Raw genomic sequence first — 23512 nt, 5'->3', positions numbered from 1 at the left:
GAACCGAGCTGCGTCGCAGTCTCGCGGAACTACAGATTCAGATAAATAACTCGGCCGTAAATTGGTTGGAGTGGCTTTTCGTGTTTGACCAGCTATTCACCGTGGTACCCGTCACTTGAGTCCCAAATCATCCGAAGCATTTGCTACGTGAGGAGACGGAATCGTGACTCAGCAACATATTTCAATTCGGTCGCGGGTAATTCGGACGGTGTGTGTGGCCGGTTGCGCGGCAACCGCTATCGCAGGTATGTCGGTGTCGGCCGCCGGTATGGCGTCGGCAGCACCTCGCCACCATTCGAACATCACTGCTCCCAGTGGGCCCGGTAATTTCGGCACGAACCTGATGAACAACCTCGGCAAGTTCGGCAGCAATCTCCAGCACAACATGGGTACCGTCGGCGCGAATTTCCAGCACAACGTTGGAACTTTCGGCACCAATCTCCAGCAGAACGCGGGGACGGTTGGTCCTAATTTCCAGCAGAACCTGGGGACGGTTGGCTCGAACTTCCAGCACAACGCGGGGACCTTCGGGACGAATCTGAGCAACAACCTCGGAACGTTCGGCAGCAACCTGATGATGAATCTCGGCAGCATGGGCGGTCATTAGGCGCCGGTGCGTGACTCGGCTGCTTTCTCGCTGTCGGGTGCCGCATTGGCCCGGACGGTGTTGAGGATCGACACGATGTTGTCGACGTCGGCCTCGGGGAATACCTCTTCGGGGCCGGTCGGCGCTTTGTCGGTGTAGGGGGAGTCGTAGAGGCGCGCGACGGCAACGACGCCCGTTGCCGTCAGTTCGGTGACGATCAGGTTGATGAACCGAATTTGGTCCGCAGTGAAACGAGATCCGTCGAGGTAGGCACCGAAAGCCTCGGTCGCCGCCGCCCGATCCAGACCGACGAGTGATCGGACGAACAGTCCGAGCCCGTCCGCTTTCGCCAGGTCGATGTCGGCCGGATCGCCGACACCACTGTCAATCAGCATGCGCTCCAATGCGATCAGATCGTCGGGCGTGAGCGGCTTGTTACGGTGCAGGCGTTGCAGCGTGATGTTGTCCAGATGGGACCTGAGATACGCCCGCGCTTTCGCTTTGAACCGGTCCCAGTTGGTACCTGGAGTGACATTGGGTAGGTCGACCAAGGTTGCCTCACCGAGTTCGTCCTGAAAGTCGGTGTATACAACGGTCTTCTGGGTGGGGTCGAGGAATCGAATCAGCGCGCGCACCCGCAGTCGGACGAGTTCGAGCATGGGCAGGGTGACGTCGACCCACCACTCGTCAGCGCAGATCTCATCGAGGAGTGCCTGTTGCGCGGCCACCGATGGGATCGAGGTCTTGGTCAGCAGCGCCTCGGCGATGTCCTGAACTTTCGTCCGGATCCGTTCAGCGGCAACAGCATCACCGTCGAGTTGCGCCAGCTGGCGGCGCAGGATCAGTAGGTCGAACCGTTTGGCCTGCTCGTCGTTGTCCAGCTCCGAGGAAGGTAGGCCGGCGAGTTGGGTGGCGACGTCGCTCGCAGCCTCGTGCGTCAACGACGACCACGCCGGCCATTGCGCGTACTGTTCGACGAGCCGGCGGTGGGGCCGGACCAGCACGTTGTCGAGGTTCATGCCGACGACGATTTTGTGCAGGCTCCATGCGGTGTCGACGCGAAGCCCGCGTTCGGTTTCGGTGCCGTGACCCTCGGGCGGATTCGTCCCAGGGACAGCCGAATCCAGTGCTGTGACCAGTCCGACCCGAGTTTCGAAGAGTCGCTGATTCAACGATTTCTGTAGCGAACCCTCCGTGCCGGGCAGATCCTGGCTGAAGAACTCCAGGTTGCCGCAGCAGTCGAAGACGTAGAAGTTCTCCTTGTGCTGTCCAGGTCCGTACAGGTTGGGACGCAAGCGAGTTCCGCGGCCGATCATCTGCCAGAACTTGCTTTTGGATCGGATCTCTTTGAAGAAAACCAGATTCACCACGTCCGGCACGTCGATGCCGGTGTCGAGCATGTCGACCGAGATGGCGATGTGCGGGCCTTTATCGGTGACGGAGAAGTCATCGATGAGGCTCTGCGCGCGTTCGGTGCTGTGAGTGATGACGCGTGCAAACGTCCCGGCGTACTCGGGATACTGGATGTCGAAGCGTTCGGCGATGAACTGCGCGTGGGCCTGGTTCTTGGCGAAGATGATCGTCTTACCGAGGCGGTCGCCGCCGGCGACCTTGTGCCCCTGCGACATCAGCTGAGCCAGGATCTTGTCGACGGTGTCGGCGTTGAACCAGAAGCGTCCCAGCTCCTCTGCCGACATCGCGTCGGGAGTGTCATCGTCACCCCAGTCCAGGGAGTCCCATTCGTCCTTCTGCGCTTCGGTCAGTTCGTCGTACCGAATGCCTTGGCGCAGGAATTTGGTTCCCACCGAAATCCCCACGGCGGGAACAAGAAAACCTTCTTTGACGGCGTCATCCAAGCTGTAGGCATCGGTGGGCATACCGTCTTCGAGGTTGAATAGCCGGTAGGTGTTGTGGTCCACCTCGTCCTTGGGTGTCGCGGTGAGGCCGACCAACAGGGAGTCGAACCACTCGAAGATGGCACGATACTTCTGGTACACCGACCGGTGCGCCTCGTCGATGACGACCAGGTCGAAATAGCCAGGGCCAAAAGGGCGTAAGCCGTCGTCGACGGAATTGATCAGGTTCAGCATCGTGGGGTAGGTGCTGACGTACACCCGGCCGTCGGTGATCTTCTCGGTCACCAGGTTCACGGTGGTGGCGTTCGGCAGGTGTTCCTTGAATGCGCCGACGGCCTGGTTGACCAGCGCCGTCCGGTCGGCCAGGAACAGCACCCGCTTGACCCAGCCGGCCTCCATGAGCTGCTTGACGAGTGCGATGACGGTGCGAGTCTTGCCCGACCCCGTCGCCATCACCAGCAGTGCTTCGCGCTTGTGCGCGGTGAACTCCTCACCGACGCGGCGGATCGCGTGAATCTGGTAGTGGCGCTCGACGATCGCGGAGTCGATCTCGGCGCCAAGCAGCGGCTTACGGGACGCGCGCCGCGAAATCATCAGGGCCAGTTCGTCGGCCGTGAAGAAGCCCTGGACCTGACGGGGCGGGTAGCCGCCGGCGTCATCCCACATCCAGTGCTCATAGCCGTTCGTATAGAGGATGATCGGACGCCGGCCGGTCATCTGCTCTAGGCAGTCGGCGTACTGCTTGGCCTGTTCCTGGCCGACGTGCGGGCTCTTGCTGGTTCGTTTCGCTTCGACGACGGCGAGCGGCAGGCCGTCAGCACCCCACAGCACATAGTCGACGTAACCCATCCCGCCGCTGGGCATTCCCGTGACTTCGAACTCGCGGTCCCGTGGTTGGTCGAGGGTCCAACCGGCCTCGGCGAGATCGAGGTCGATGTACTCGGTGCGGGTCTGCGCTTCGTTGTAGTCGCGATCGTCGGGCTGCTGCTTCGCGGCCTGGGCGGCTTTGATTTGCTCACGCAGCGCGGCGATCTCGGCGTCTTTCGACGCGGCGAGCTCGTCTTTTTCTGCCAGGGCTTTGGCGTGTGCTTCGTCCTGTGCCTTGAACTTCGTGGCCAGCTGGGCGACCTCGTCACGGCTCAGGGGCGCGGCCTTCGCCGCCAGCTTGGGATCGAACGGCAGCTTGAGTGGCGCGGCCTTGGGATAGGCCGAGTGGTGGTAGACGGCCCACACCGTGACGTGGTGAAGTTCCCGCAGGACCGCGAGCGCGATGTTCGGCGCGATGGCGCGCCGTTCGTGCACCGCCGCGTTGCCGGCTTTGCGAATCAGGTTGAGCTTGTGAACGATTGCCGGCGGCACTTGGGTACTGAACGGACGTTCGTTGATCCGGGCGGCCAGGTCGTCCTTGTAGGGCAGCGGCAGATCCATCACGTCGTAAAGCAGGCCGACGAGTTGTTCGATGGCGCGCCGGCCGTAGATGCAGGCCGAGCGCGGATCGGAGGCCAGGTAGCTCTCGGCGCGGGCACAGTCGGATTGGATGTCGGGCCATTCAGCGGCACCGATGAATGCGAAATTGCTCATCCGCGCTCAGCCGGAATGTTCATTCACGAACATAGTCGGACTCACAGGGTCACTGTACTGGTAGTGAGCAACATGATCGTCAATTTCTGCCGGTCAATGGTCGAGGTGTTGTCACGATGCGAATTCCTTTGCTGGCGGGCGAACCGAGCAGTGTTGCATGTCGAGCCGACAAGTTGTGACTGATTGGTTGCTCGGTTCAAAAACTAGGACGGCCCGCCTATTCGTCGGCTTCGCGCAGGGTGCCGCGGAAGGTCCGTTCGGGCTTGCCTGCTTCAGTCCACTCGCGATAGCTGCGCACGGCGTGTCCGAAGACCTTCGTCAGGTGTTTCCCGTCGCGTCGGTTGACTGCTCCCTCTACGAGGTCTGTTGGCTTGGTCATGGTTTCGCGCATCGGAAAGTCAATCGCAGGTAGGTATGCGTCGGCCACGGGGAGGGCCACCCATGTCCCTTCACAGGCACGGCGAAATGTTTCGCCAACGTAGTAGACGTACCTCATGGTCGTGTGGACGTTCTCGAGCGAGAAGGCGCTTCGATGGTTGTCGTACAGGTCGAGGAGCTTCTGTTCGACTATCGCCAAGCTCGCTTCGGTGTACATCTGCTCGCGTATCTCGGGGAGGTCGTAGTACGGGAATTCGATCTCCATGACCGCTTCCTGCATCTTCAGCCAGCCCAGGAACTGTTCGTTGGACTGTGCATCGCGGAACGCTCGAGTGAGTTGTGTCGGGACGTAGTCGAAGGACTCACCCATGACCATTCTTCAACGTCAGCCACTCATTCCTCGCGCAAGGTGCCGCCAAACTCCCGTGGTGGACGACCCTTTTCAGCCCATTCGTCATAGAGACGCAGAATGTTGTTGTACACGCGCGTGATCTCCAGGCCTGTTCGGCGGGTGAGTGCGAATCGGATCAACAGCAAGGGTTGAACCAACATCTCGTCGAAGAGCACGTCGATGGCCGGGAGCAACGCTCCCGGTTGGCCTTTCTGGCTGGGCGGCGGCAGTGCTACCCAGGTTGCTTCAATGGCACGTCGGACTGTTTCGCCAACGTAGTACGCGTAGCGCATCGTTCGGTGAACAGCTTCCTCATTTGCATAGGCGCTGGGATCGTCGGGGTACAGCTCCATCAGCTTCTGTTCGACTACCGCAAGACTGTCTTTGGTGAACATGATGTCGCGCACGTCCGGTAGGTCTTCATAGGGAAATTCGATTTCCATCGAGGCTTCCTGCATCTTCAGCCAACCCAAGAACTGTTCGTTGGTTTGCGCTTCGCGGAACGCCTTGGTGAGTTGCACGGGGACGTAGTCGAACGACTTACCCATCCTGATTCTCCCTGTTGGTCACAGTCGATTCACCGTGAACTGGTCTGGATATCTGTCTTGCAGACTCTGGAGCGCAGCGATCTCCGCTGGGCTGTACGGATAGTTTGCGTTGAGGTTGTAGGTGAGCTGATGACCGAGGGCTAGAACGCGTTCGTCTTTGGCCAGCTGGTCCATGTCGAGGCGTCCACTCTTGTTCTCGATGAACTCGTTGAGATCGGGACTCACCCAGTCCCAGCGACGACCGGGGACGATCGTCTGGTCTGAGTATTGCGAATGCCATCCGTCGTCCTTGCTGTAGCCCATCACTTCGGCCGCGTACTTGTCGAACCACCAGCCGTTTGCAGAGTTTTCTTGAAGCTGGTCGTAGTTGGAGCTCCAGCGATTCCAGTCCCACTCCTGGCCGCCGCGGTGCAGATAGTTCTGCCAGGCCAGCCACTTGGACAGGGGAATGCGATGGTGATGGGTCTTGGTGCCGTCGGGATCGTAGATCTCGACGTCAACGAACTTTTGGTTGTCAAGCAGACCTTTTTTGGCCGGGTCGAGTGCAACTGTGAGTGAGTCAATGGCTGTCGCAGCGGTTTCTACCTCGGCGATGTAGCTCCGGATGTTGGTGCCGGCCTGGTTGAGCCTCCAGCGCATGGCCGCGGGCACGGCCCGGAATGTCGCGCCGCCAGTGACTTCCGACGACAGCACCACGACTGACGCGGCCCCGCCCATCCACATCGCGGTGCTGTTGACCTCACTGGCGATGTTCGCGCGCATCGCGCTGGTGGCTGCAGAGAAGCTGTGCGTTAGGGCACTCAGTGTGCGGCCGTCGGCGGCGACGGCATCCGCGGGAGCGCTCAGATTGGCGATTGTCTCGTAGAACGCGGTGGCGTCGGGCATGTCGTGGTCCGGTCGTCTGACCTGATTCACCACGTCACTGACAGCTTCAGCGACCGTCGTTGCGAACCGTTGCCACATGTCCGAAGCGGCGTCGAGGCCCTTCGTGTCTGCGTTCGGAGTCTCCTTGCCGACCGCCTCGACCAAGCCGGGGATGATGTCGGTCAGGCCGACGCCATTGGCGCCCACGGAACTGGAGATCGTCGACGACGGTTCAGAGATCGCCGGTCGGGGTGGCAGATTCGCCGGGACGGGAATCTTGCGACGGCCGGCGTGGAACTCAGCCCACGCATGGTTGACTCCGGCTTGGTAGACGCGTCCAGCCAGCGAGGACCAGGCTTGTGCCAGCGAATCGGCGCCACCGAGAGCGTCGCGCGCGGCGCTGTCATACCGTGATCCCCATTTCGTCCCGACCGGGTCGTTGCCGGCCATGTGGCCGGAGCCATGCGACGCGCCTGAGACCACGCCGGCAGCACCAGCCACCTTCGATCCCGCACGGCCGAGTATCGCCGCGGTCAGGAAATACCAGTCTGAATCGACAACCCAAGTACCCATGGATGCTCGCTACTGGCCGGCCATGCGCAGATTCATCGCCATGACTGTCCGGTAGGCGTCTTCGGCCTGGGCGGACCAAGCGGTGAAGTCCTCGAGCTCGGTGCGCATGTCGTGCGCTGACTGCACCCAGTCCCGGTGGCGAGCCTCATATGCCTCGGCGGCTGCGCCGTCCCATGACTGCGACACCTGACCGATGAGCGCTTCCACCCGGCTCAGCGAACTCTCGCAGTGCGCCAGGTAGGCCTGCATTCTCGACCGCAGTTCATTGAGCGCGTCGACGTCGACGGTGTACCCAGTCATTGCGACCTACCGCTCATCCCACCCGCTGCGAACGATCGATCCACCGCGCTCATCCTGTGCTGCGTAGGCCTCCACGCTTTGGACGACCCGGATCGCGATTTCGTCGGCGTCGTCGACGATCTTCGTCGCGGCGGCGCGAAACTCATCCCAATCGCGGCCGAACATCCGAGCGGCCTCACCGCGCCACGAACCTTCGACTACGTCATCGACCGACGCGACGAGCTGGCGCAGTTCTTCACGCAACTCATCGGCGATGGTCCGAAACTCGTTCGCAGCTGCTTTGACCGGCTCGGTCTCGATGCGCAGCCGTGCGCCCCCCAAGTCCGCCATGCGACCCCCTTCGCTGACTTCAGGGCCAGTCTAGCGAGGCCGTAGGGTCAGTACCGAATGTCCCACAGGTGCACGTGCCCGGGAATCTGCTGGTCCGTGAACCATTCCCAGTCTTCGTATCGGTCGGCCGCGGCCCGCCAATGGTCGGCGTCGGTGTCGCGGCCGACGGCCCGCAGCACTGCGGCCGCCCACCGCTGGAGCTCCTGGCTCTTGTCGTGGAAGCAGACACCGTCGAGCATCTCGATTGCCTCCCGCGTGCTGCCGTCGATCGCGGAATCCAAATGTTGCGGTGCGATTTCGGCGAAGTCCAGCTCTGCCAGCGCGAGCCGGTACGCCGCATCAGCTGCCCGCATCGGGTGGTACATCTCACGGCGTTCGATCAGATTGGACGCCATTTCCTTGGCCAGCGCCACCGATTCCTCGGACGGCGGCAGGAAGTCGATCAACGCCCAAAAGGTGTGCAGCAACAGCTCGGGATCGTGGGCGTCGACCTGCCGGGCGAGCACCACGGCGGATCGATAGGCGGACTCAGCTTCGTCCAGGTCGCCGAGCTCCTCATACGCCGCGCCGAGTTGGGTGCTGAGGTGGGAGGCGAGATTGAGCCGACCCGATATCAGATGCTCGTCCATCTCGACCCGCAGGTCCGCGATCCGCTCGCTCAGCGTCTTTGGTGGATTCAACTCGTCCACGATCGTGCGGATCTTCTGATTCAACCGGGTGCTATCGGTGCCGTAAGTAGACATCGACTGCGAGTCGAGATCGTTGCCCGCCAACGCCATCGTCAGTGCATCGCAACGCAATCGGCGCGCCTGACTGTAGTGATCCAGAGCCTTCTCCAACTGTCCTGCCCCGGCCGCCTCATCGCCGAGGAATTCGCATTCCTCAGCGGTCGGTTGCACGCTCATCTCCCGACCTCCGTTCCGTCCACGCCTGCGGCGAGCAGAACGACGTCGTCGAGGGCCTCCGATAGCAGCGCTCGGTCCTCGGGGCCGTCGCATTGGGCGGCCATCCGCGCCTGCACGTAGAGCAACTGGATGAGGCGGTCGAATACCAGATCATCGTTCGTGCGGGTCAGTGCACGGATGACCCGATTGCCCCAATTCACCACCAGATGCACGAGGTTGCCGTACCCGGGCGATGCCACGTCGATCTGTCCGTGTCCGATGAACACCGCGGGCAGGTCGGCGGAGGGAAACTGGCGCACCACAACGCGAGCACCAGATGCTTTGAGCGCCTGGGTCGCCCGCCGTTCGAAAGTCAGAAAGTCGCCGATCGAATCCGTGGGCGGTACGGCGAGTGCGGCCACTTCGGAAGCGGGGTAGGCGCGGGTGACCGTCACTCCGGAAAGGACCTGCGGCAGCATCAGCAGCACCTCCTGGTCCAGTGTGTGGCCGGCGTTGACGACGAGTCGTCCATCCGGGTTGAAGCTGGCGATGGTGTGAAATTCCTTGACGGACACGGCATAGAGAACGTTCGGGCTGTGGGCGACCACGTCGACCAGGCGCATCTGCCCTGCTGTCGTTTGGACCGTCAGCATCGGTAGGACGACTTCGGCAAGCTCCAGATTCTCGCCGTCTGCGTCACGTGTGGCTGCCGAGCGCAGCTCCAGTTCGTTGTCGGCGACGAACTCGGAGAACCGCTGCGGGTCGGTATCTGCCAAGGTGCGCAACCACTTCAGCGCTGCCTGCCCGAGCTTGCGTCGGGTCGCGACCAGCGCCGCGTTGTCGACGATGGCCTCACGGCTGGCTGTCGGCTCCAGTGCGGTCGAGTTGGCTACCGCCCAGGCAAAGAACGCCCATGACGGAAGCAGCGTCGCGTCCACGTCGTCAATCAGCATGTCGTTGACGTACACCCGGTTTCGGGCGCTGGACTTCGATTTGCCCACCGCCGTACCGATGTAGGCGACGGCATCCAAACCGAGGCCGGCGTCGTTGATCGCAACGACGTCGAACTGGCGCCCCACTCCGACCCCGCCGTACACGGGTGGAACACCCTGCTGCACGCTGGAGCGGTGGGATCCGAAGTCGTCAGCCCAGGGGTACCGGCGTGAAACTTCCCTGTTTCCTTGACTTCTCAGCACAGTGATGTCGATCGGCAGAAACTCGGCGTAGCGCTGGACCAGGGGAGTCACCTGCTCCGCACGGGCCCATCCGATCATGTCTGGACGGGGCCGAAGCCGGACGGTGGTGCCGACGGCGACGTCGTCGGCGATGGTCCGGACGGTGTAGGTCCCATCGCTGTTGCCGACCCACTCAATCGGCGCGGAGCCGTCGGCGCTGCGCGAGATCACGGTGATCTCGTCGGCGATCAGAAAACAGCTCAGCAGGCCGATGCCGAACTGCCCGATGTAGGTGCGCCTGCTGCGGGCCAACTCGTCACGCTTGGAACTCGCGCCGACGGTGGCCAGGAACTGCTCGACTTGATCTGCGGTGACGCCGATGCCGGCGTCGGTGATCGCGAATTCGTTGGCCGGGGAGTCCGGAGAGGTGACGCCGAATGGCGAGATGGTGATGGTCCGCGGGGTCGGTGTGTCGCTGAGCGCGTCGCGGGCGAGGGTGGCGTCGAAGGCGTTCTGAATCAATTCCCGGACGTACACGCCCGGGCTGGAATAGAGGTTCTTGCTGAGCAGCGAGATGACGCCGCCGAGATCCACTCGGAAGTTCTGTTGCTGCGGTGCGGACATTGTGGATTCTCCTGCGTCGGTTCGGTCGAAAGCCGCATAGCTTCGCACGCGCCACCGACAAGTCGGGCTCGATGACGCGTCGACCGTCTGAATGTCGGAGTCGGCGTGTATGACTTGAGCGACGAATTGGGGAGGAGTCGATGATGCGCGTCAACCTGTGGGGTGGCGGACCGACGCTGGCACTTGCGGAGTACTGGCAACAGAGCGGGCTGCTGCCCGACGATCCGCCCGGAACTCAGGCGTTCGGCTACCTGTTCAGTGACGACGCAACGGGAACCGTGACGACGCGGCCCTACCCGGCCGAGTACGCGATGCCGCTGGACAAAGAGCAGATGATCGACGGCCTTCTCGAAGCTGACGCCGTCGTTGCCGGACAGGCCGGGCTGATCGAGGTCGACGTCGAGCGGACGTCAAGTGGGGTGCCGTTCGTATACAGCCTCATGAAGATCAAGCAGGAATCTGGCGGTGTGCAGTACAACCTGACGTTGCACCTACACGCAGAGCATGTACAACAGGTTCAGGGTTTCTTCATCGAAGGTCGTACCACCGGCATGCGCGACGCCGCGGTATATGAGATTGCGCGGCAAAATGATTGGCTTCATGAGCCCACCGCAGATGACCCGATGGGCGGCTGGGCCCGCGACCCCTACACCGGTCTGAAGACGGGCTTCGTGATGAACATGAGCGAGCTGCCCGATTTCGATGGCCAGTTTCCGGCCCATCCGTTGTCGATGGCGAGGGAGGTTGTCGGAGCGGTGCGCGCGAGCTGACCATCGACACGGGAACTATGCAGGTACGAGTTCCTCTGCTGGATACACGGTGGTGAAGGGTTCGTTGGAGCCTTCGATTTCCACGGAGACGTAGACACGGTAGCCGCTGACTTCGGTAACAGTGCCGATGAGGTCCCGACCCCCGAACTCGACGTGGACGGAGTCGCCGATGGCGAACTCGCCCTTCTTACGCCCCGCCATGGTTCCCACCTCCTGCAGTCACTTTCCGGTTACGTCTTCCAAGTATGAGCGCACCACGGTGTCGAAGCCAGTCGCCGCATCGTTCAGCGCGCGGCGCCACGTTCGGAATGTCCGCAGAGTCAATGGCTGTTGCGTGCGAACGATGGCCAGCTTCGTCTCATCACTGTGGGCGACGGCGTTGCGAACGTTGTTCAGATCCTCCAAGACTGCGTTCCACCTTGGCCCTTTGGTCGGGTACCGGTTCTTGATATCCGCCCACAATGTCATGCCGAGATACATGAAGTCGTTGCCGATATTGCCTGGGCTTGCGTTGCCGACGTCAAGTTTTCGGCCGCGCCGTAGCGACGATAGGAGAAGTTTGCGGTGGACCTCAGCACCTGAGAAGTCGTCGAGGTCGGCGACGATAGCGAGCGCCACGTCGGTGTGCAGGTCCCGGCAGAACCCCTGGAACTCAGCGGCAAGACGCAGGAACAGCGCGAGGTTGAGGTGCTCAGTTGCGTACTGGCGACCAGGCTTTTTCTCGGTGACGCGCGCATGCACTGCTTCGAGGCTGTCCAACGCTGCACAGCGTTCGGACCTCCAACGTAGTAGCGCATCCGTGGGCACACGGCGAACGTACCGCTGCTAACCGACAACAACGGCCATGAGTCTCTGCCGGATCTCCGTAGCCGCCGCAGTAAGGTCCACCGTGAGGAATCGGTACCGGTGCCCGTTGATCACCACGAACTCGTCGAGCTCTCCGCCGACGACGGGATACAACAGAACGCCTTCGGTCGTCGCACTCAACTCGTCCCGATCATGCTGGGACTGCACGTACGCGTAGAGCTGGAACAGGTGATTGCGGGAAAGCTTGGGTGTACCAAACTGATTCGGCTTGAGGGCGTCGGCGAATTTGGTTTCGACGATGATGCGTCGGCCCGGCCGTTCCAGGATGGTGTCGGTGCGCATCACGGGCAGGATCGCCAGCGCGCCGGGGGACTGTTCCTGCAGCGGCCAGTTGTGCTTGGTTTCGCCAGCATGAACCCGCCAGGGCGGTCGCAGCGTCGCCCGATAGAAGCCGCGCACGGCGGCCTCGTACAGGCGGCGGATGTCAGCAACGTCTCGTCGGGGTGACATCCGGTGCGCGGTACCGGCTTCCTCGTTCGGGATGTTCATCCGGAGTAGAAGTCGGGCCGCGTTCACCGCATCGAGGTCGGCAATCTGATTACGACCCAAAGTGATTGCGTCGGCATTCGCGCGGCTGACCAGCGTTGGAGTGACTCCTTGCAGCCTGAGCATGCCGGCGAGTTGACGGCAACGATGAGCGCGGTCGCCGTCCTGTGCGATGGTCCCGGCGACAATCAGGCCGGCGCAGATCAGCCGGTTGGTGGGGTTGTCGACGACGAGTTCGTCATAGCGGCACGCCACCTGGCCCCGCGAAAGCAGCTGCGCTGTTTCGGTTTTGATGACGTCGATCCTGCCGCGTACCCGGGTGAGCGGCCGGCTGCGTGTCACGTAGGCCCGGCTGAGGCTGCGTTGCAGACGGCGTTCGATGGCACGAGCGAGGATCTCGGCAACCATGTCGGGGAGTTCGTCTGGTCGGGCCTCGGCGCCGGCGCCGCGAATGTCGAGGTTGTCGGCGTACAGCTCGGACGCATACAGCATCAGCAGCCACAGGTTGCGGACTGGTATCTCGGTCTTGCCGCTGACGATGACGCCAGTCATGGTCAATTACCAAGCAGGCGGTCGGTCTCCCGATCGACCCGGTCAGGCTCGTCGAACCAGTATTCGGCCAGGAGCGGGCGGATCTCGCGCTGCACAACCTGACGGAGCCAGTCCTGTGTGTCAGGGACGTTGCGCGATGTCGGCGGAGTGAAGAAGCTGTGGCCGATTTGATACTGCTCACCCAGGGATCGGTCGGCGGCGATGACTTGGTTGACCTCGTCGATGCGCACCGCGACGGTCGTGAGTTCCGCCTCGGGTATTCCGTTGTGGCTGCAAACCCATTGCCGCCATGCGGTATTGAACATCGGCTGTAGGTCGGCAAAAGCGAATCGGCGGCGCAGCGCGAAGTCGACGATTGCGAGCGACCGATCGGTCAGGTTCATGGTGCCGATGATGAACAGGTTCGGCGGCAGGTAGAGCGGTTCCTCGCCGTCCTTCCGATAGGTCAGGTTGATGGCTTCGGACGGCACGCGCTTTTCGCCCTCGAGCAGCGTGAGCAGTTCGCCGAAAATCTGAGCGAGGTTGCCGCGGTTGATCTCCTCGATGACCACAACGTAGTTGTGTCCGGGGTCGGCGAGGGCTTGCTCGACAATCTGCAGGAAGGCCCCGTCGGCCAGCACCAGCTTGCCGTCCGCGCTGGGTCGCCAGCCGCGAACAAAGTCCTCGTACGATGTGGATGGGTGAAATTGGATGGCGTGCAGGTATTCTCGGCTCTTCTCGCCGATGAGCGCGTAGCCGAGGCGCTTGGCCAGCCAGGTCTTGCCGGTGCCGGGTGGGCCTTGCAAAATCAGATTCTTCTTGGACTTCAGTGCAGCCAAGTACCCGGTCAAGGTGTCGGCGGGGATGAAGCAGCCATCGGCGATGATGTCCTGGACGGTGTAGGTCTCGACATCGGTTGCCGGCTCTTCATCGTCCGACTCTTCGTCGATGAGGGAATCAGGTGTTTCGGGAATCTCGTCGCCGAAACGTTCGCGCCAGAACGGGGCATTGCGGAACTGATCGATGTCTTGATCCTCGCCGTCGAAGGTGAAGGCGATGAGATCATCGGCACGCCAGTCTCCAGCTACGACCCTCCAGACTGTGGCGCGGCTGGTGTAGAAATACCACTCACGGATGGCCTGCGGTGGATCCCAACTGACGTCGACTGTCTGCCCGTCGCCGTGATTGCGGGTGATCGTGCCCGTGGCCTTGATGCCGAGTACCGAGACGGGATTGCCGTGGTTGTCGAACGGGAGGTCGTCCGCGCGACTGCGGACGTAGGCAGCTTTGATCGCGATGCGCTCGCCAGGCTGCATCGCGTTGACCTCATCGACATATTTGTTCGCGTAGCCGTTGCGCCAAATGCCCTGTGCAATGAAGGACTCCGACTGATCGCCCGCATCATCGCCGTCGGTGTAGAAGGCACCGACGAACCAATGTGGCGGGACTTCGTCCACGACCTCAGTAGTGGCGGTGCTGCGGCGTGGCTTCGGTTGGTAGTCCCGGTAGGCGGGGATGGCCTCCAACGTTTCCTCGGTGATGTTGACGGGGTGATCTGTGAGCAATTGTTGGCCTGCTTCAGTGATCGTCGAATAACCGCTTCGGGCCTTGGTGACAGCTTGTGCCCGAGTAAGTGCCGACAGTGCCCAGCCCATTCGGTTTCGAGCGCGTAGTTGTCCCGAGCTGAGCGTCTCAGCGCGCTGGTCGGCGGTGAGCTGCATTCGGTCGGCGACGGCATCGAAAAGTTCTGCTGTGCGTCAGGTTTGGCCATCTTTCAGGACATCCAGCATCGGTCGGACAAATGCTGGCCAGCGGCCGATCTGTGATGGCGCTGTCATAGTTCACCTCGGAAGGCGCGGGATTGGAGGGAGGCGAATAGCTGGTTGTGCTGAATCAGCTCGTGCTCAACGCGCGAACGTACAGAGCGGAGCGCCGCGGCCTTGGCCACATATGCGCGCTGTAATTCCATTGGTAGCAAGGGGATTTCAACCCGAAGTAGCTCAGATTGTCGGATGCCTCTCACTGTCGATCCGGTGGATCTCTGCAGGAGCTGTGTGCGAACGCCTCGACTTGAGAGCGCATGCATGAGGAACAGATTATCGACGATGTCGGACTTCCCTCTTAACAGGATTACCCGTTGCGCAAGTGCAATCCGACTATCTACGACTTGTGCTACCTCACCGAGGGGGGCCTCACTTGTGAAGAGCACATCTCCAATTTTCGGCAACCCACGCCGCATCCAAGCGTCGTAGTCTCCTTCTAGTACGAACTCGCGTGGAGGAAGTATTCGTTGGTCCTTGACTACTCCGGCTGTTACGAGGGGGACTCCCGCGCCCGCTTTCTGGGGCGATTTTCCACGGTAGTCGATGATAGTTTCTAGGACTTGAGCCAGTGGCCGTAACGTTACCTGACGTGAGTCTTCCAGACTGGCAACGAATATGGAGTCGGTCAATTCGCTCAGCTGAGCTAGCTGTTGCCGCCGCCTGTTGCGAAGATTGTCCGCTCGATCAAGTATCTCCGCGATGCGGTGCTGCTCGTTGAGTGGGGGCAGTGGAATCTTGAGCTCACAAAGAGCTTCGAGCGAAATCGACTTTCGGCGATGTACCGATCCTTTGCCGAATCGAGGGTACTGTGCAAGCGCCGCGGGGCTCTTCATGAAGCGCAGTAGGTACAGCGGATCAACCAGATCTGTAGCTGGTCGAAATACGGTGTACATCGGACTGATGAGGCCATTCGTTGGGGCGATCCCGATGGATCCCTCGTCCAAGTGAATGGTGGCGTACGCGAAGTCGCCCGGCCGGACCCGCTTGTATCCGTCGAGGTCCCTGCTGAAAATCTGCTTCTTGAAGTACTCCGTGCTGGGAACAAATCCGGCATGCTTCGTCACCGAGTACACGGGGTACGCGGTGTCGCTTCCGGCCTTGAACCCGGCTGGGCTGATGAGTTCACGCAACGGCACCATCTTCACGACAGCATCGCCTTCAACTCGGCCAGCCCACTTGCGATCTCGCCGTCCAACTTCTCGATCTCCAGGATGATCTCCAGCGGCGGCCGGTGCTCGACCTCGTCGTGCAGGATCTCCTTGTACCGGTTCAGCGACAGGTCATAGCCCTGCGCAACGATATCGGCCACCGGAACGCAGAACGACTGCTCAGTCCGGCCACGGTCCATCTCTGAGGTGTCGCGCAACGCCCACCGCGATAGTGCATCGGGAAGGTCATTAGACTCCACCGGATTTCGCTTGTCATCCAACGAAAACCCGTCAGTCGTCACGTCGTAGAACCACACATGGTCGGTGCCACCGGAGTTGGTTTTGGTGAACAGCAGGATCGCTGTCGACACGCCGGCGTACGGCTTGAACACGCCGGATGGCAGCTTCACAATGCCGTCGAGCTTCTGATCCTCGACTAGCATTCGGCGAAGTTCCTTATGCGCCTTGGACGATCCGAACAGCACCCCGTCGGGCACGATCACCGCAGCTCGGCCACCGGGCTTCAGCAGTTTCAAAAATAGTGCGAAGAACAGCAATTCGGTCTTCTTGGTCTTGACCACCCGCTGCAGATCCTTAGATGTCGCCTCGTAGTCGAGCGAACCAGCGAACGGGGGATTGGCAAGGATCAGTGTGTATTTCTCGGCATCCTCGGATGCTCCTTCTGACAGCGAATCTCGGTAGCGGATGTCGGGGGCTTCGATGCCGTGCATCAGCATGTTCATCGACCCGATGCGAAGCATTGTCGAGTCGAAGTCGTAGCCGTGAAACATGCTGTTGTGGAAGTGCTTCCGTTGCGCGGCGTCGGTCAGTACCGACTCGTGCGTGTCACGCACAAACTCCGACGCAGACACGAGGAAGCCGGCGGTACCGCACGCAGGGTCGCAGATCTCGTCAGTCGGCCCGGGCGCGGTCATCTTCACCATCAACTCGATGATGTGGCGCGGCGTGCGGAACTGCCCGTTTACCCCGGCTGACGCGATCTTGGACAGCAGATACTCGTACAGGTCGCCGTTGGTGTCCCGGTCAGCCATCGGGATGTCATCGAGCATGTCGACAACCTTCGACAGCAGCGCCGGGGTCGGGATGGTGAAGCGGGCGTCGCGCATGTGCTCGGAATACGTGGATCCGTCGCCGCCGAGTCCGCGCAGCATGGGGAACACGCCGTCGGCGATCAGCCCGTACATGACGCCGGGCTCGTCGTTCTTGAACCGCGACCAGCGCAGATCCTGATGATCCGGCCCGAACCGCAGCCCCTCGGACGATCCAGTTCGCCTCGCGCGATTCTCGGCCAGGGTTTCCAGGTCGTCGAGGCGGCGGATGAACAGCAGGTAGGTGATCTGTTCGATCACCTCGATCGGGTTGGAGATGCCTCCCGACCAGAACGCATCCCACACGCGGTCGACCTTGCTCTTCAATTCACCGGTGATCACGGCACTCCTCAACTCCCCGTACAAACCTGAACAGGACTGTATATACGAGGCCACCGACAACCGCGGAGCGTGGGCACGTGGCGCGAGACTGCCGGGGATGTCTGTTGCCTGTGCGATGATCCCGGCACTACGTCCGTTGACATCAGTGAGGATCGAATGGCTCGAGGCGACCACATTTGGGTGACAAGGCCTTTGGGCTACACACATCACGGCATCGATTGCGGTGACGGGACGGTCATTCATTTCACGGGAGAGCCCGGCAAAAAATCCGACGCCTCGGTGTCGCGGACGACGATGGATGAGTTCGCCCTCGATTCGATTGTTCACCTTCGTGAGTACAGCGACAGCGGTACGCCTGACGTGGTGATCGAGCGCGCAGAGTCGAAGCTCGGCAGCCGGGACTACAACGTGGTCACCAACAACTGCGAGCACTTTTCCACCTGGTGCTGCACTGGTCGCACTGCGAGTCAACAGGTTCGCGTGGTGTCCTCATTGACGACGACAGGCGCAGCTGCTGCGACGTCGCTGGGTGCCACGGCAGGTGTAGTCGGGGCTGTTGGCTCGGTCGCTGGTGTCAGCGGTGCCGGGATCATGTCTGGCCTTGCATCCGCCGGTGGCCTTATCGGCGGCGGGGCGGCGATGGGTCCGCTCGCCTTGGCGTTGGGCCCGGCAGCGGTTTCGATTGGTGCCGTGCAGGTCGGGCTGCGCAAGGACGAGAGCCTGCCGGCGGAAGAGAACGATGCGCGGCGCGACGGACGCATCGCGTCGGTGGCGGGTGCTGTGGCGGCCGGCGCAGGCGGACTGGCTGCCGTGTCAGCTGCAGGCGTAGTCGGCACAAGTGCAGTGGGTATTTCCAGCGGCCTGGCGGCGATTGGGGGACTGGTCGGCGGCGGGATGGTCGCGGGCACGGTCGCTGTAGCGGCTGCGCCCGCGGTCGTTGCTGCAGCGGCAGGGTTCGGAGCGTACGTGGCGTCGCGGAAACTTCGCGGTATCAAGCCGACCAAGTGGATGCCTTCGGCTCGCGGGGAGTTGAGTGGTTCCGAAGGCGGGGCCTCGGACTCGCCCGACGAAGCGTCCTCGGACCTGACGGAGTAGCCAGCTACTCGGTCAGCCACTTCCACGCGCGGTCGAGAAAGTCGTCGTCTGACTTGGACTTACGTTTGGCCGTGGAGTCCAAAGCTTTCGACGGAGAGTCTGCTTCGTGGAGCGGCTCGGCGGGCTCTTGGCCGAGTGATCCTCTGATCTCTATGTACGCGGCAGCGAGTGCGCTGGTCTTGTCCAGTGATGGCGATGGCTCCTGCACTTGTGCCGCTTCCACGCCGTACAACTGGGCCGCCAGTCGACTCCGGACATCGTCGCGTTGCTCGGCGATACGTGCTTGTTCGCGCTCGTCCTGCAGTGACTGGTCAATCTGCTCGGCCTTGTCGGCGCATTCTCGAAGGGCTTTGACTCGCGACCGCGAGCGAGATTGCAATTGTTTGACCTTGGTCCGCGCATCGTCGATCATGGCGATATCGGACGGCGTGGGATCGGGGAGATTACTGGATTCCTCGATCAAACGATTGAGTTCCATTGTGGTTCTGGAGTTTTCGCGGATCATGGCCAGGTCTTCCGTGAAGTCGAGATCCTCCGGGTCGCCGAGCCAGCCCTCCGAAGCGGCTTCGGAATGCTTGATCCGATCGATGGCCGCCTCGGCTCCGTCGAGCAAGGCGACACCGCTGGCGCCGAGTTTCTTGGTCAGTTCGGCGCGTTCAAGTGCCTGGCGGGATTGCCTAGTCGCCACTGCGGCCTTGGGGCTTTGACCGCTAGGCATGGCTCGACGGCTCGTCACACCGTGTGTGATCGCGAGTCCGATTGCCGATACCCCAAGGGTGGGCAGCAGTCCAGCGCCGTCCGTGGCGATCCCAACCCCGATCACTGCGATGAAGGCGAGAATCCATGCGCCAGCCATGATCTGCAAATGACTCAAACTTTGCTTGACGTCGAAGCTTTGCCCGCGTTTCTTTCGATCCAGCGCGGAAGCGGTGGCAGTCAGTGCTGAGGCGCCTGCGATGAAGGCAAGAATCGCTAGGACGAGGATCACGACCGCAATCACTACGACGAGACGAAGCATTCCGACGTCCTTTTCTGGTTAGTTGCTGTGGATGCTAGTTGAGCTGGCCGACATGCCTGGCCGAGCGATGCACAGCGGGGGAGTTGAGTGGACGCATACAGGCGACTGGGTCGGTGGTACGGCCGCGGCACCGAACGAGTGACTCAAAACGGTGCGCCGTGGCCTGTGTTCGATTGGCTCAAGCGCTAGCTCATTGTCCGGTGTTGTACGTGAACGTACAATTTGTCATGCCCACGATCAGTGCGAGCACCGCGCGCGAGACTCTTCCCGCCCAGCTCGATCGCGTCGAGCGGGGAGAAGAGGTCGCGATCACCCGGCACGGACGCGTCGTCGCCGTGCTGGTGAGTCCCGATGTACTCAGATCGCGCCGCGCTTCGGGGGTCTGGAATGATGCCGATCGCATCGACGAGCGGCTTCAGACAGCCCGATCGGAGCCGCTCCGCACGCCGGTACTGGATCCTGATCGTGCGGACGAACTCGTCAAAGAGGTCCGCCGCGGTCGTAGCGGTCGATGAGCCCAAAGACCGCCTTCGACGCCGATGTCTTGATCTACGCGGCAGCCAAGGATCATCCACTTGGTAAGCGGATTGCGGCCCTGTTTGCGGACGCCGATGCCGACGAAGCGGTAGGTATCGGCTCCGTTCTGCTGCTCACTGAGGTCCTCGCGAAGCCGATGCGCGACGACCCCGAATCTGATGAATGCGCAGCACTCATGAGCCTGCTGAGTCGACTCGAGCTACAGCCATTTGACGCGCCCACGGCCCGCCTGTCCCTGGCGCTCGCGGTGTCCTATGGTCTGCGCGCCGCGGACGCGGCACACCTGGCAACCGCAGTCGCAGCGGGGGCTGATCGCTTTCTGACCAACAACCGCAAGGACTTTCCGCGGTCAATCGCGGAGATCGACATCGTGTATCCCGACGAGTTGGCGGCCGAAGGACGTACATGACTGCTCGGGGGCTTGCACAGCGCGCTTGGGCTTGGGCTGAGCGTTGGGAGTGTTTCGGGGGCCGGCCACACCATGTCTGATCACAAGGCCGATTGCCGACCCTCCGACGGTCGGCAGTACTGTCGCCGAATCGATGGCTTGTGAGCGGGAGGAACTGCACGTGCTGACTTCACATCATCTGAATCGGCTGGCACGGTCAGCGGCGGGCGGCGCTGCGGTGGCGCTGTTGCTGGCGGGCTGCGGGCAGCCCGCGCAGACACCGAAGGTGACCTCCGTCAAGTCCTCCGCTCAGAAGGCCACGACGACCGCGTCAGCGCCGCCTGCCGCGCCCACATCACTACAGCTCAAGGCCGACAGTTGGCTGTCCTACGGACACTTCCTCATCGAGTCGAGGTTCGGCCAGAACGACTACGACGGCCGGGGACACGAGGGAACAGTGACGCTGTTCCACCCCGCCTACGGTGAGATTGACCTGGACGCCAAGAACCTGCTGCCCGGCGATGACGTCACCTACCAGCGCTATGCCAGCTCTGGTCCGGTCGACAATCCGTACATCGCCGGCATCTTCGAGGTCCGCGTGCCCTCGCACGACCTGGAGCCTGAGGCCACCGTCGTCTATCTGGCGCAGATCGACCCGAAGACCAAGAAGATCAGCAAGAAAGCTGAGGTGGGCCGGTACGGCGACGGGCAGCAGGCCCCTTCGATCGGGTTGCTGGCCGGTACCACGGGTGACGTCGTGGCCTGGGGCACGGGCGACACGGCCACCGGCTACGACTTCGCGGCCTCGAAGCAGGCCTGGAGCCGACCGGGCCGCCTGGACAACGCGACGTTCGGTACCGGCGGCGCGGTGCTGGACATCCCGTCGACGACGCGGGCGGGCGGCGTCGGCTGCCCGCACCAGGCGATCATCGATCTGGCCACCGGTGCCGACATTTTCGACGCCGATACGTTCGCCATGAAGACCAACGACAAGTACTGCGGGTCGCTGCGCCAGACGGTGTTTTCGGCTGTCGGGCTGGTCGCGCTGATCTACAACCCGGAGAACAAGGCGGGTGCCGAGTATTACCACCCGGCCGCGGCGTATGACTTCGTGCACCGGCGCAACCTGGTCATCGGGCCGTCGACCGAGTTCGCCGACGAGCGGTCCCCGCTGGTGGGGGTGGTGCCGGAGTCCCGTGACAGTGCCAATGCCTTCGAGGTGCGGGACTCACTGACCGGTGACTTGGTTTACGCCATGCCCCGGGACAAGGCCGCTGCGCTGAACTTCAGGGTTCGCAGCCTGTTCAACAAGCAGCTGTTCGTCGAGACCACCGACGAGAAGCTCGTGGTGGACGCGACGAACGGGTCGACCATCAGCCGGGGCTGGCAATCCATGCCCGTCGCTGTCGCCGATTCCTGGGTGCTGTACTCCGACGGCAAGTTCGTCAAGCAATAGCCGCGCCCATGCACGACGAACTCGAAGCCTGGAAGTCCGCCGGCCAGTATTTCGACTATCTCGGATTCGACATCTTCTACCGCCAGGACGGCCTGGAGCTCGGCACCGGCCCGGTGCTGTTGCTCATCCACGGCTACCCGTTCAATTCCTGGGACTGGTCGCTGATCTGGCCGACGCTCGCCGAGAAGTTCACCCTCGTCGCGCCGGACATGATGGGCATGGGGTTCTCCGCCAAACCGTCGGCGTACCAGTACTCGGTGCCCGATCACGCCGACATGCACGAGGCGCTGCTGGCGCACCTGGGCGTGCAGACCGTCCACATCCTGGCCCATGACATCGGCGACTCGGTGTGCCAGGAACTGCTGGCGCGCAACCACTTCGGCGATCAGTCGTATGGAAAGCTGAACATCGAATCGATCACCTGGCTCAACGGTGGGCTGTTCGTCGAGTCGTACACCCCGCGGCTGCTGCAGAAGGCGTTGTCGCGAACTCCGTTGGGCGACATCATCAGCCCGCTGCAGGGCACCCCGTTGTCGCGGCGGCTGGCCGACCCGACCATCAACGAGATGTTCGGCGTCAACACCAAACCCTCGAAGGAACTGATGGACAAGTTCCACGAAATCCTGGATTACAACGACGGCAAGAAGGTCATGCACCAGGTCGGCCGCTTCATCAACGACCGATACACCCATCGCAACCGCTGGGTGCGTGCCATGCGGGAGACGACGATCCCGATGCGGCTGATCGACGGACCGTCCGATCCGAACTCGGGCGCCCACATGGCCGCCCGGTACCGCGAGGTCATCTCGAACCCGGACGTGGTGATGCTCGCCGACGACATCGCGCACTGGCCGCAGATCGAGGCGCCCGACGCGGTGCTCGAGCACTTCCTGGAGTTCGTCACGCCGCTGCTCTGGCGGCCGTTCGGCGCCCGCTGACCATGCGGCGCACCGGGTTGGCGGCGGTGCTCGGCACCATGCTCATCGCCGGCTGCGAATCCGGGACGCCGACCGTCACCTCGATCGTCTTCGACGGAGAATCGCACACCATCGACACTGGCAAAGTGGTCTGCACGAGGCAACCCAATGGCGGCGGTCTGGTCATCCTGGCGCAGGGCAAGTCAGGTCAGTTGGCCCGAATTCAGCTCACCCAGGTGGGCCAGATCGTCGTTCAGAAAGTGGGGCTGCGGTACGACGACGCGACGGGGTTCGTCGCCGATCCGCGCGAGGTGACGGGGATCAAAGTCGACGACACCTACACGGTCAGCGGGCGCATGCCACCGAATCAGGGTGAATCGGGGTGGCATACGTTCAAAATCCAGACGACGTGTCGGGGTTATCAGGATGCGGTGCCGCACGACACGGTGCCGGCGATCGGGGCGCCGTGATCAGTTGAGCCTGAGTGGCCGTGGATACAGGATCAACGCTGAGCTGAGCTGGACCCGCGTTGATCCTGAGCTGGCGGCGCAATCCACTCGCACTTTTGGGCCCTGGCTTCAGGGTCAACCCAAAGCGGCAGCCAGTACCGGATCGCACAGCTCGCGCTGCCACGGCCGGGCCCCGGCCGCGGCCAGGAACTCGTCGACCGCGGCGGCGACGTCAGTAGCCGGCTGCCAGTCCCAGCACAGTCGCCGAACGGTCTCCGGCGTCAACAGATTCTCGGTGGGTACCGAAACCCGCTCGGACAGGAGGGACAACCCACTACGGCAGGCCTCCAGCCGCTCAAAGGCCTCGGGCTTGCGGCGCGACCACCGCGCCGGCGGCGGCAGTCCGTTGTTCGGCTCGGACGCCGGCGGGTCGGCCTCGCGGGCCCGGGCCAGCGCGTCGAGCCACACCTGGGCACTGCGCCTCTG

23 protein-coding genes and 2 pseudogenes are annotated in these 23512 nt (G+C 62.4%); 8 read left to right on the top strand and 17 right to left on the bottom strand.

Annotated features, from left to right (window positions below; genetic code table 11):
* The first annotated feature begins 163 nt into the window (after positions 1–163).
* A complete protein-coding gene (locus EB75_RS07655) occupies positions 164–607 on the top strand; it encodes a hypothetical protein (protein ID WP_142239479.1) in 444 nt (147 codons plus the stop codon).
* On the opposite strand, the gene EB75_RS07650 is transcribed toward EB75_RS07655, so the two are convergent.
* The 8 genes from EB75_RS07650 to EB75_RS07615 all read right to left on the bottom strand — a co-directional run bounded on the left by EB75_RS07650 (position 604) and on the right by EB75_RS07615 (position 10090).
* Complete coding sequence (locus tag EB75_RS07650) at positions 604–4023, bottom strand: DEAD/DEAH box helicase family protein (protein ID WP_073694838.1); 3420 nt, start codon at positions 4021–4023, stop codon at positions 604–606. The two genes, EB75_RS07655 and EB75_RS07650, sit on opposite strands and share 4 nt — an antisense overlap.
* A 217-nt stretch (positions 4024–4240) precedes the next feature.
* On the bottom strand, positions 4241–4771 hold the full coding sequence (locus tag EB75_RS07645) for a hypothetical protein (RefSeq protein WP_073694932.1): 531 nt from the start codon (positions 4769–4771) through the stop codon (positions 4241–4243).
* A gap of 23 nt (positions 4772–4794) precedes the next feature.
* Positions 4795–5340, bottom strand: coding sequence for a hypothetical protein (locus EB75_RS07640; protein WP_061002862.1), 546 nt, complete (start codon positions 5338–5340; stop codon positions 4795–4797).
* Positions 5341–5358: 18 nt separating this feature from the next.
* Complete coding sequence (locus EB75_RS07635; RefSeq protein WP_142239478.1) at positions 5359–6654, bottom strand: hypothetical protein; 1296 nt, start codon at positions 6652–6654, stop codon at positions 5359–5361.
* A gap of 132 nt (positions 6655–6786) precedes the next feature.
* On the bottom strand, positions 6787–7077 hold the full coding sequence (locus tag EB75_RS07630; RefSeq protein WP_073694836.1) for a WXG100 family type VII secretion target: 291 nt from the start codon (positions 7075–7077) through the stop codon (positions 6787–6789).
* A 6-nt stretch (positions 7078–7083) separates the two neighbouring features.
* Positions 7084–7407, bottom strand: coding sequence for a WXG100 family type VII secretion target (locus EB75_RS07625; protein ID WP_083612067.1), 324 nt, complete (start codon positions 7405–7407; stop codon positions 7084–7086).
* A 47-nt stretch (positions 7408–7454) separates the two neighbouring features.
* Entirely contained in the window at positions 7455–8312 is an 858-nt protein-coding gene (locus EB75_RS07620; RefSeq protein ID WP_073694835.1) for a hypothetical protein, read from the bottom strand.
* Positions 8309–10090 carry an ATP-binding protein gene (locus EB75_RS07615; RefSeq protein ID WP_073694834.1) on the bottom strand — a complete coding sequence of 594 codons (1782 nt, stop codon included), beginning with the start codon at positions 10088–10090 and terminating at the stop codon, positions 8309–8311. The genes EB75_RS07620 and EB75_RS07615 overlap by 4 nt, the downstream gene beginning before the upstream one ends.
* A gap of 143 nt (positions 10091–10233) precedes the next feature.
* On the opposite strand from EB75_RS07615, the gene EB75_RS07610 reads away from it, so the two are divergent.
* On the top strand, positions 10234–10860 hold the full coding sequence (locus EB75_RS07610; protein ID WP_073694833.1) for a hypothetical protein: 627 nt from the start codon (positions 10234–10236) through the stop codon (positions 10858–10860).
* 15 nt (positions 10861–10875) lie between these two features.
* Here the strand turns inward: EB75_RS07610 and EB75_RS07605 are convergent, their stop codons facing one another.
* The 7 genes and pseudogenes from EB75_RS07605 to EB75_RS07580 all read right to left on the bottom strand — a co-directional run bounded on the left by EB75_RS07605 (position 10876) and on the right by EB75_RS07580 (position 17166).
* Positions 10876–11061, bottom strand: coding sequence for a hypothetical protein (locus EB75_RS07605; RefSeq protein WP_073694832.1), 186 nt, complete (start codon positions 11059–11061; stop codon positions 10876–10878).
* 18 nt (positions 11062–11079) lie between these two features.
* Complete coding sequence (locus EB75_RS07600; RefSeq protein ID WP_073694831.1) at positions 11080–11619, bottom strand: hypothetical protein; 540 nt, start codon at positions 11617–11619, stop codon at positions 11080–11082.
* A 66-nt stretch (positions 11620–11685) separates the two neighbouring features.
* Positions 11686–12765, bottom strand: a complete 1080-nt coding sequence (mcrC, locus tag EB75_RS07595) for a 5-methylcytosine-specific restriction endonuclease system specificity protein McrC (protein WP_073694830.1) — start codon at positions 12763–12765, stop codon at positions 11686–11688.
* A gap of 2 nt (positions 12766–12767) precedes the next feature.
* Complete coding sequence (locus EB75_RS07590; protein ID WP_286150122.1) at positions 12768–14060, bottom strand: AAA family ATPase; 1293 nt, start codon at positions 14058–14060, stop codon at positions 12768–12770.
* A gap of 252 nt (positions 14061–14312) precedes the next feature.
* Positions 14313–14486, bottom strand: a pseudogene (locus tag EB75_RS29890) (winged helix-turn-helix domain-containing protein); the annotation flags it as partial.
* Between the two features lie 92 nt (positions 14487–14578).
* Entirely contained in the window at positions 14579–15706 is a 1128-nt protein-coding gene (locus tag EB75_RS07585) for a restriction endonuclease subunit S (RefSeq protein ID WP_286150121.1), read from the bottom strand.
* Positions 15707–15708: 2 nt separating this feature from the next.
* Positions 15709–17166, bottom strand: coding sequence for a type I restriction-modification system subunit M (locus tag EB75_RS07580; RefSeq protein ID WP_073694828.1), 1458 nt, complete (start codon positions 17164–17166; stop codon positions 15709–15711).
* Positions 17167–17322: 156 nt separating this feature from the next.
* Here EB75_RS07580 and EB75_RS07575 point away from each other — a divergent pair, with 156 nt between their 5' ends.
* Positions 17323–18261 (top strand): lecithin retinol acyltransferase family protein, encoded by a 939-nt coding sequence (locus tag EB75_RS07575; protein ID WP_073694827.1) that lies wholly within the window; start codon positions 17323–17325, stop codon positions 18259–18261.
* Between the two features lie 4 nt (positions 18262–18265).
* Here the strand turns inward: EB75_RS07575 and EB75_RS07570 are convergent, their stop codons facing one another.
* Positions 18266–19279, bottom strand: a complete 1014-nt coding sequence (locus EB75_RS07570; protein WP_073694826.1) for a hypothetical protein — start codon at positions 19277–19279, stop codon at positions 18266–18268.
* 227 nt (positions 19280–19506) lie between these two features.
* Here EB75_RS07570 and EB75_RS07565 point away from each other — a divergent pair, with 227 nt between their 5' ends.
* The 5 genes from EB75_RS07565 to EB75_RS07545 all read left to right on the top strand — a co-directional run bounded on the left by EB75_RS07565 (position 19507) and on the right by EB75_RS07545 (position 23047).
* Positions 19507–19794, top strand: a complete 288-nt coding sequence (locus EB75_RS07565; RefSeq protein ID WP_110783764.1) for a type II toxin-antitoxin system Phd/YefM family antitoxin — start codon at positions 19507–19509, stop codon at positions 19792–19794.
* The gene (locus EB75_RS07560) at positions 19791–20225 is read left to right on the top strand and encodes a type II toxin-antitoxin system VapC family toxin (RefSeq protein WP_073694825.1); all 435 of its coding nucleotides are present in this window, start codon (positions 19791–19793) and stop codon (positions 20223–20225) included. The genes EB75_RS07565 and EB75_RS07560 overlap by 4 nt, the downstream gene beginning before the upstream one ends.
* 160 nt (positions 20226–20385) lie before the next feature.
* Positions 20386–21660 (top strand): hypothetical protein, encoded by a 1275-nt coding sequence (locus EB75_RS07555; protein WP_061001703.1) that lies wholly within the window; start codon positions 20386–20388, stop codon positions 21658–21660.
* An 8-nt stretch (positions 21661–21668) separates the two neighbouring features.
* Entirely contained in the window at positions 21669–22598 is a 930-nt protein-coding gene (locus EB75_RS07550; protein WP_061001704.1) for an alpha/beta fold hydrolase, read from the top strand.
* Between the two features lie 2 nt (positions 22599–22600).
* On the top strand, positions 22601–23047 hold the full coding sequence (locus tag EB75_RS07545) for a lipoprotein LpqH (protein WP_073694824.1): 447 nt from the start codon (positions 22601–22603) through the stop codon (positions 23045–23047).
* 114 nt (positions 23048–23161) lie between these two features.
* Here EB75_RS07545 and EB75_RS07540 read toward each other — a convergent pair.
* Positions 23162–23512, bottom strand: a pseudogene (locus EB75_RS07540) (ribonuclease D); the annotation flags it as partial.

This window comes from Mycobacterium sp. ST-F2 (genome assembly GCF_001905655.1).
Classification (GTDB): domain Bacteria; phylum Actinomycetota; class Actinomycetes; order Mycobacteriales; family Mycobacteriaceae; genus Mycobacterium.
The sequence above is the reverse complement of the archived record's forward strand: the minus strand, read 5'-3'. Positions and strand labels throughout refer to the sequence as shown.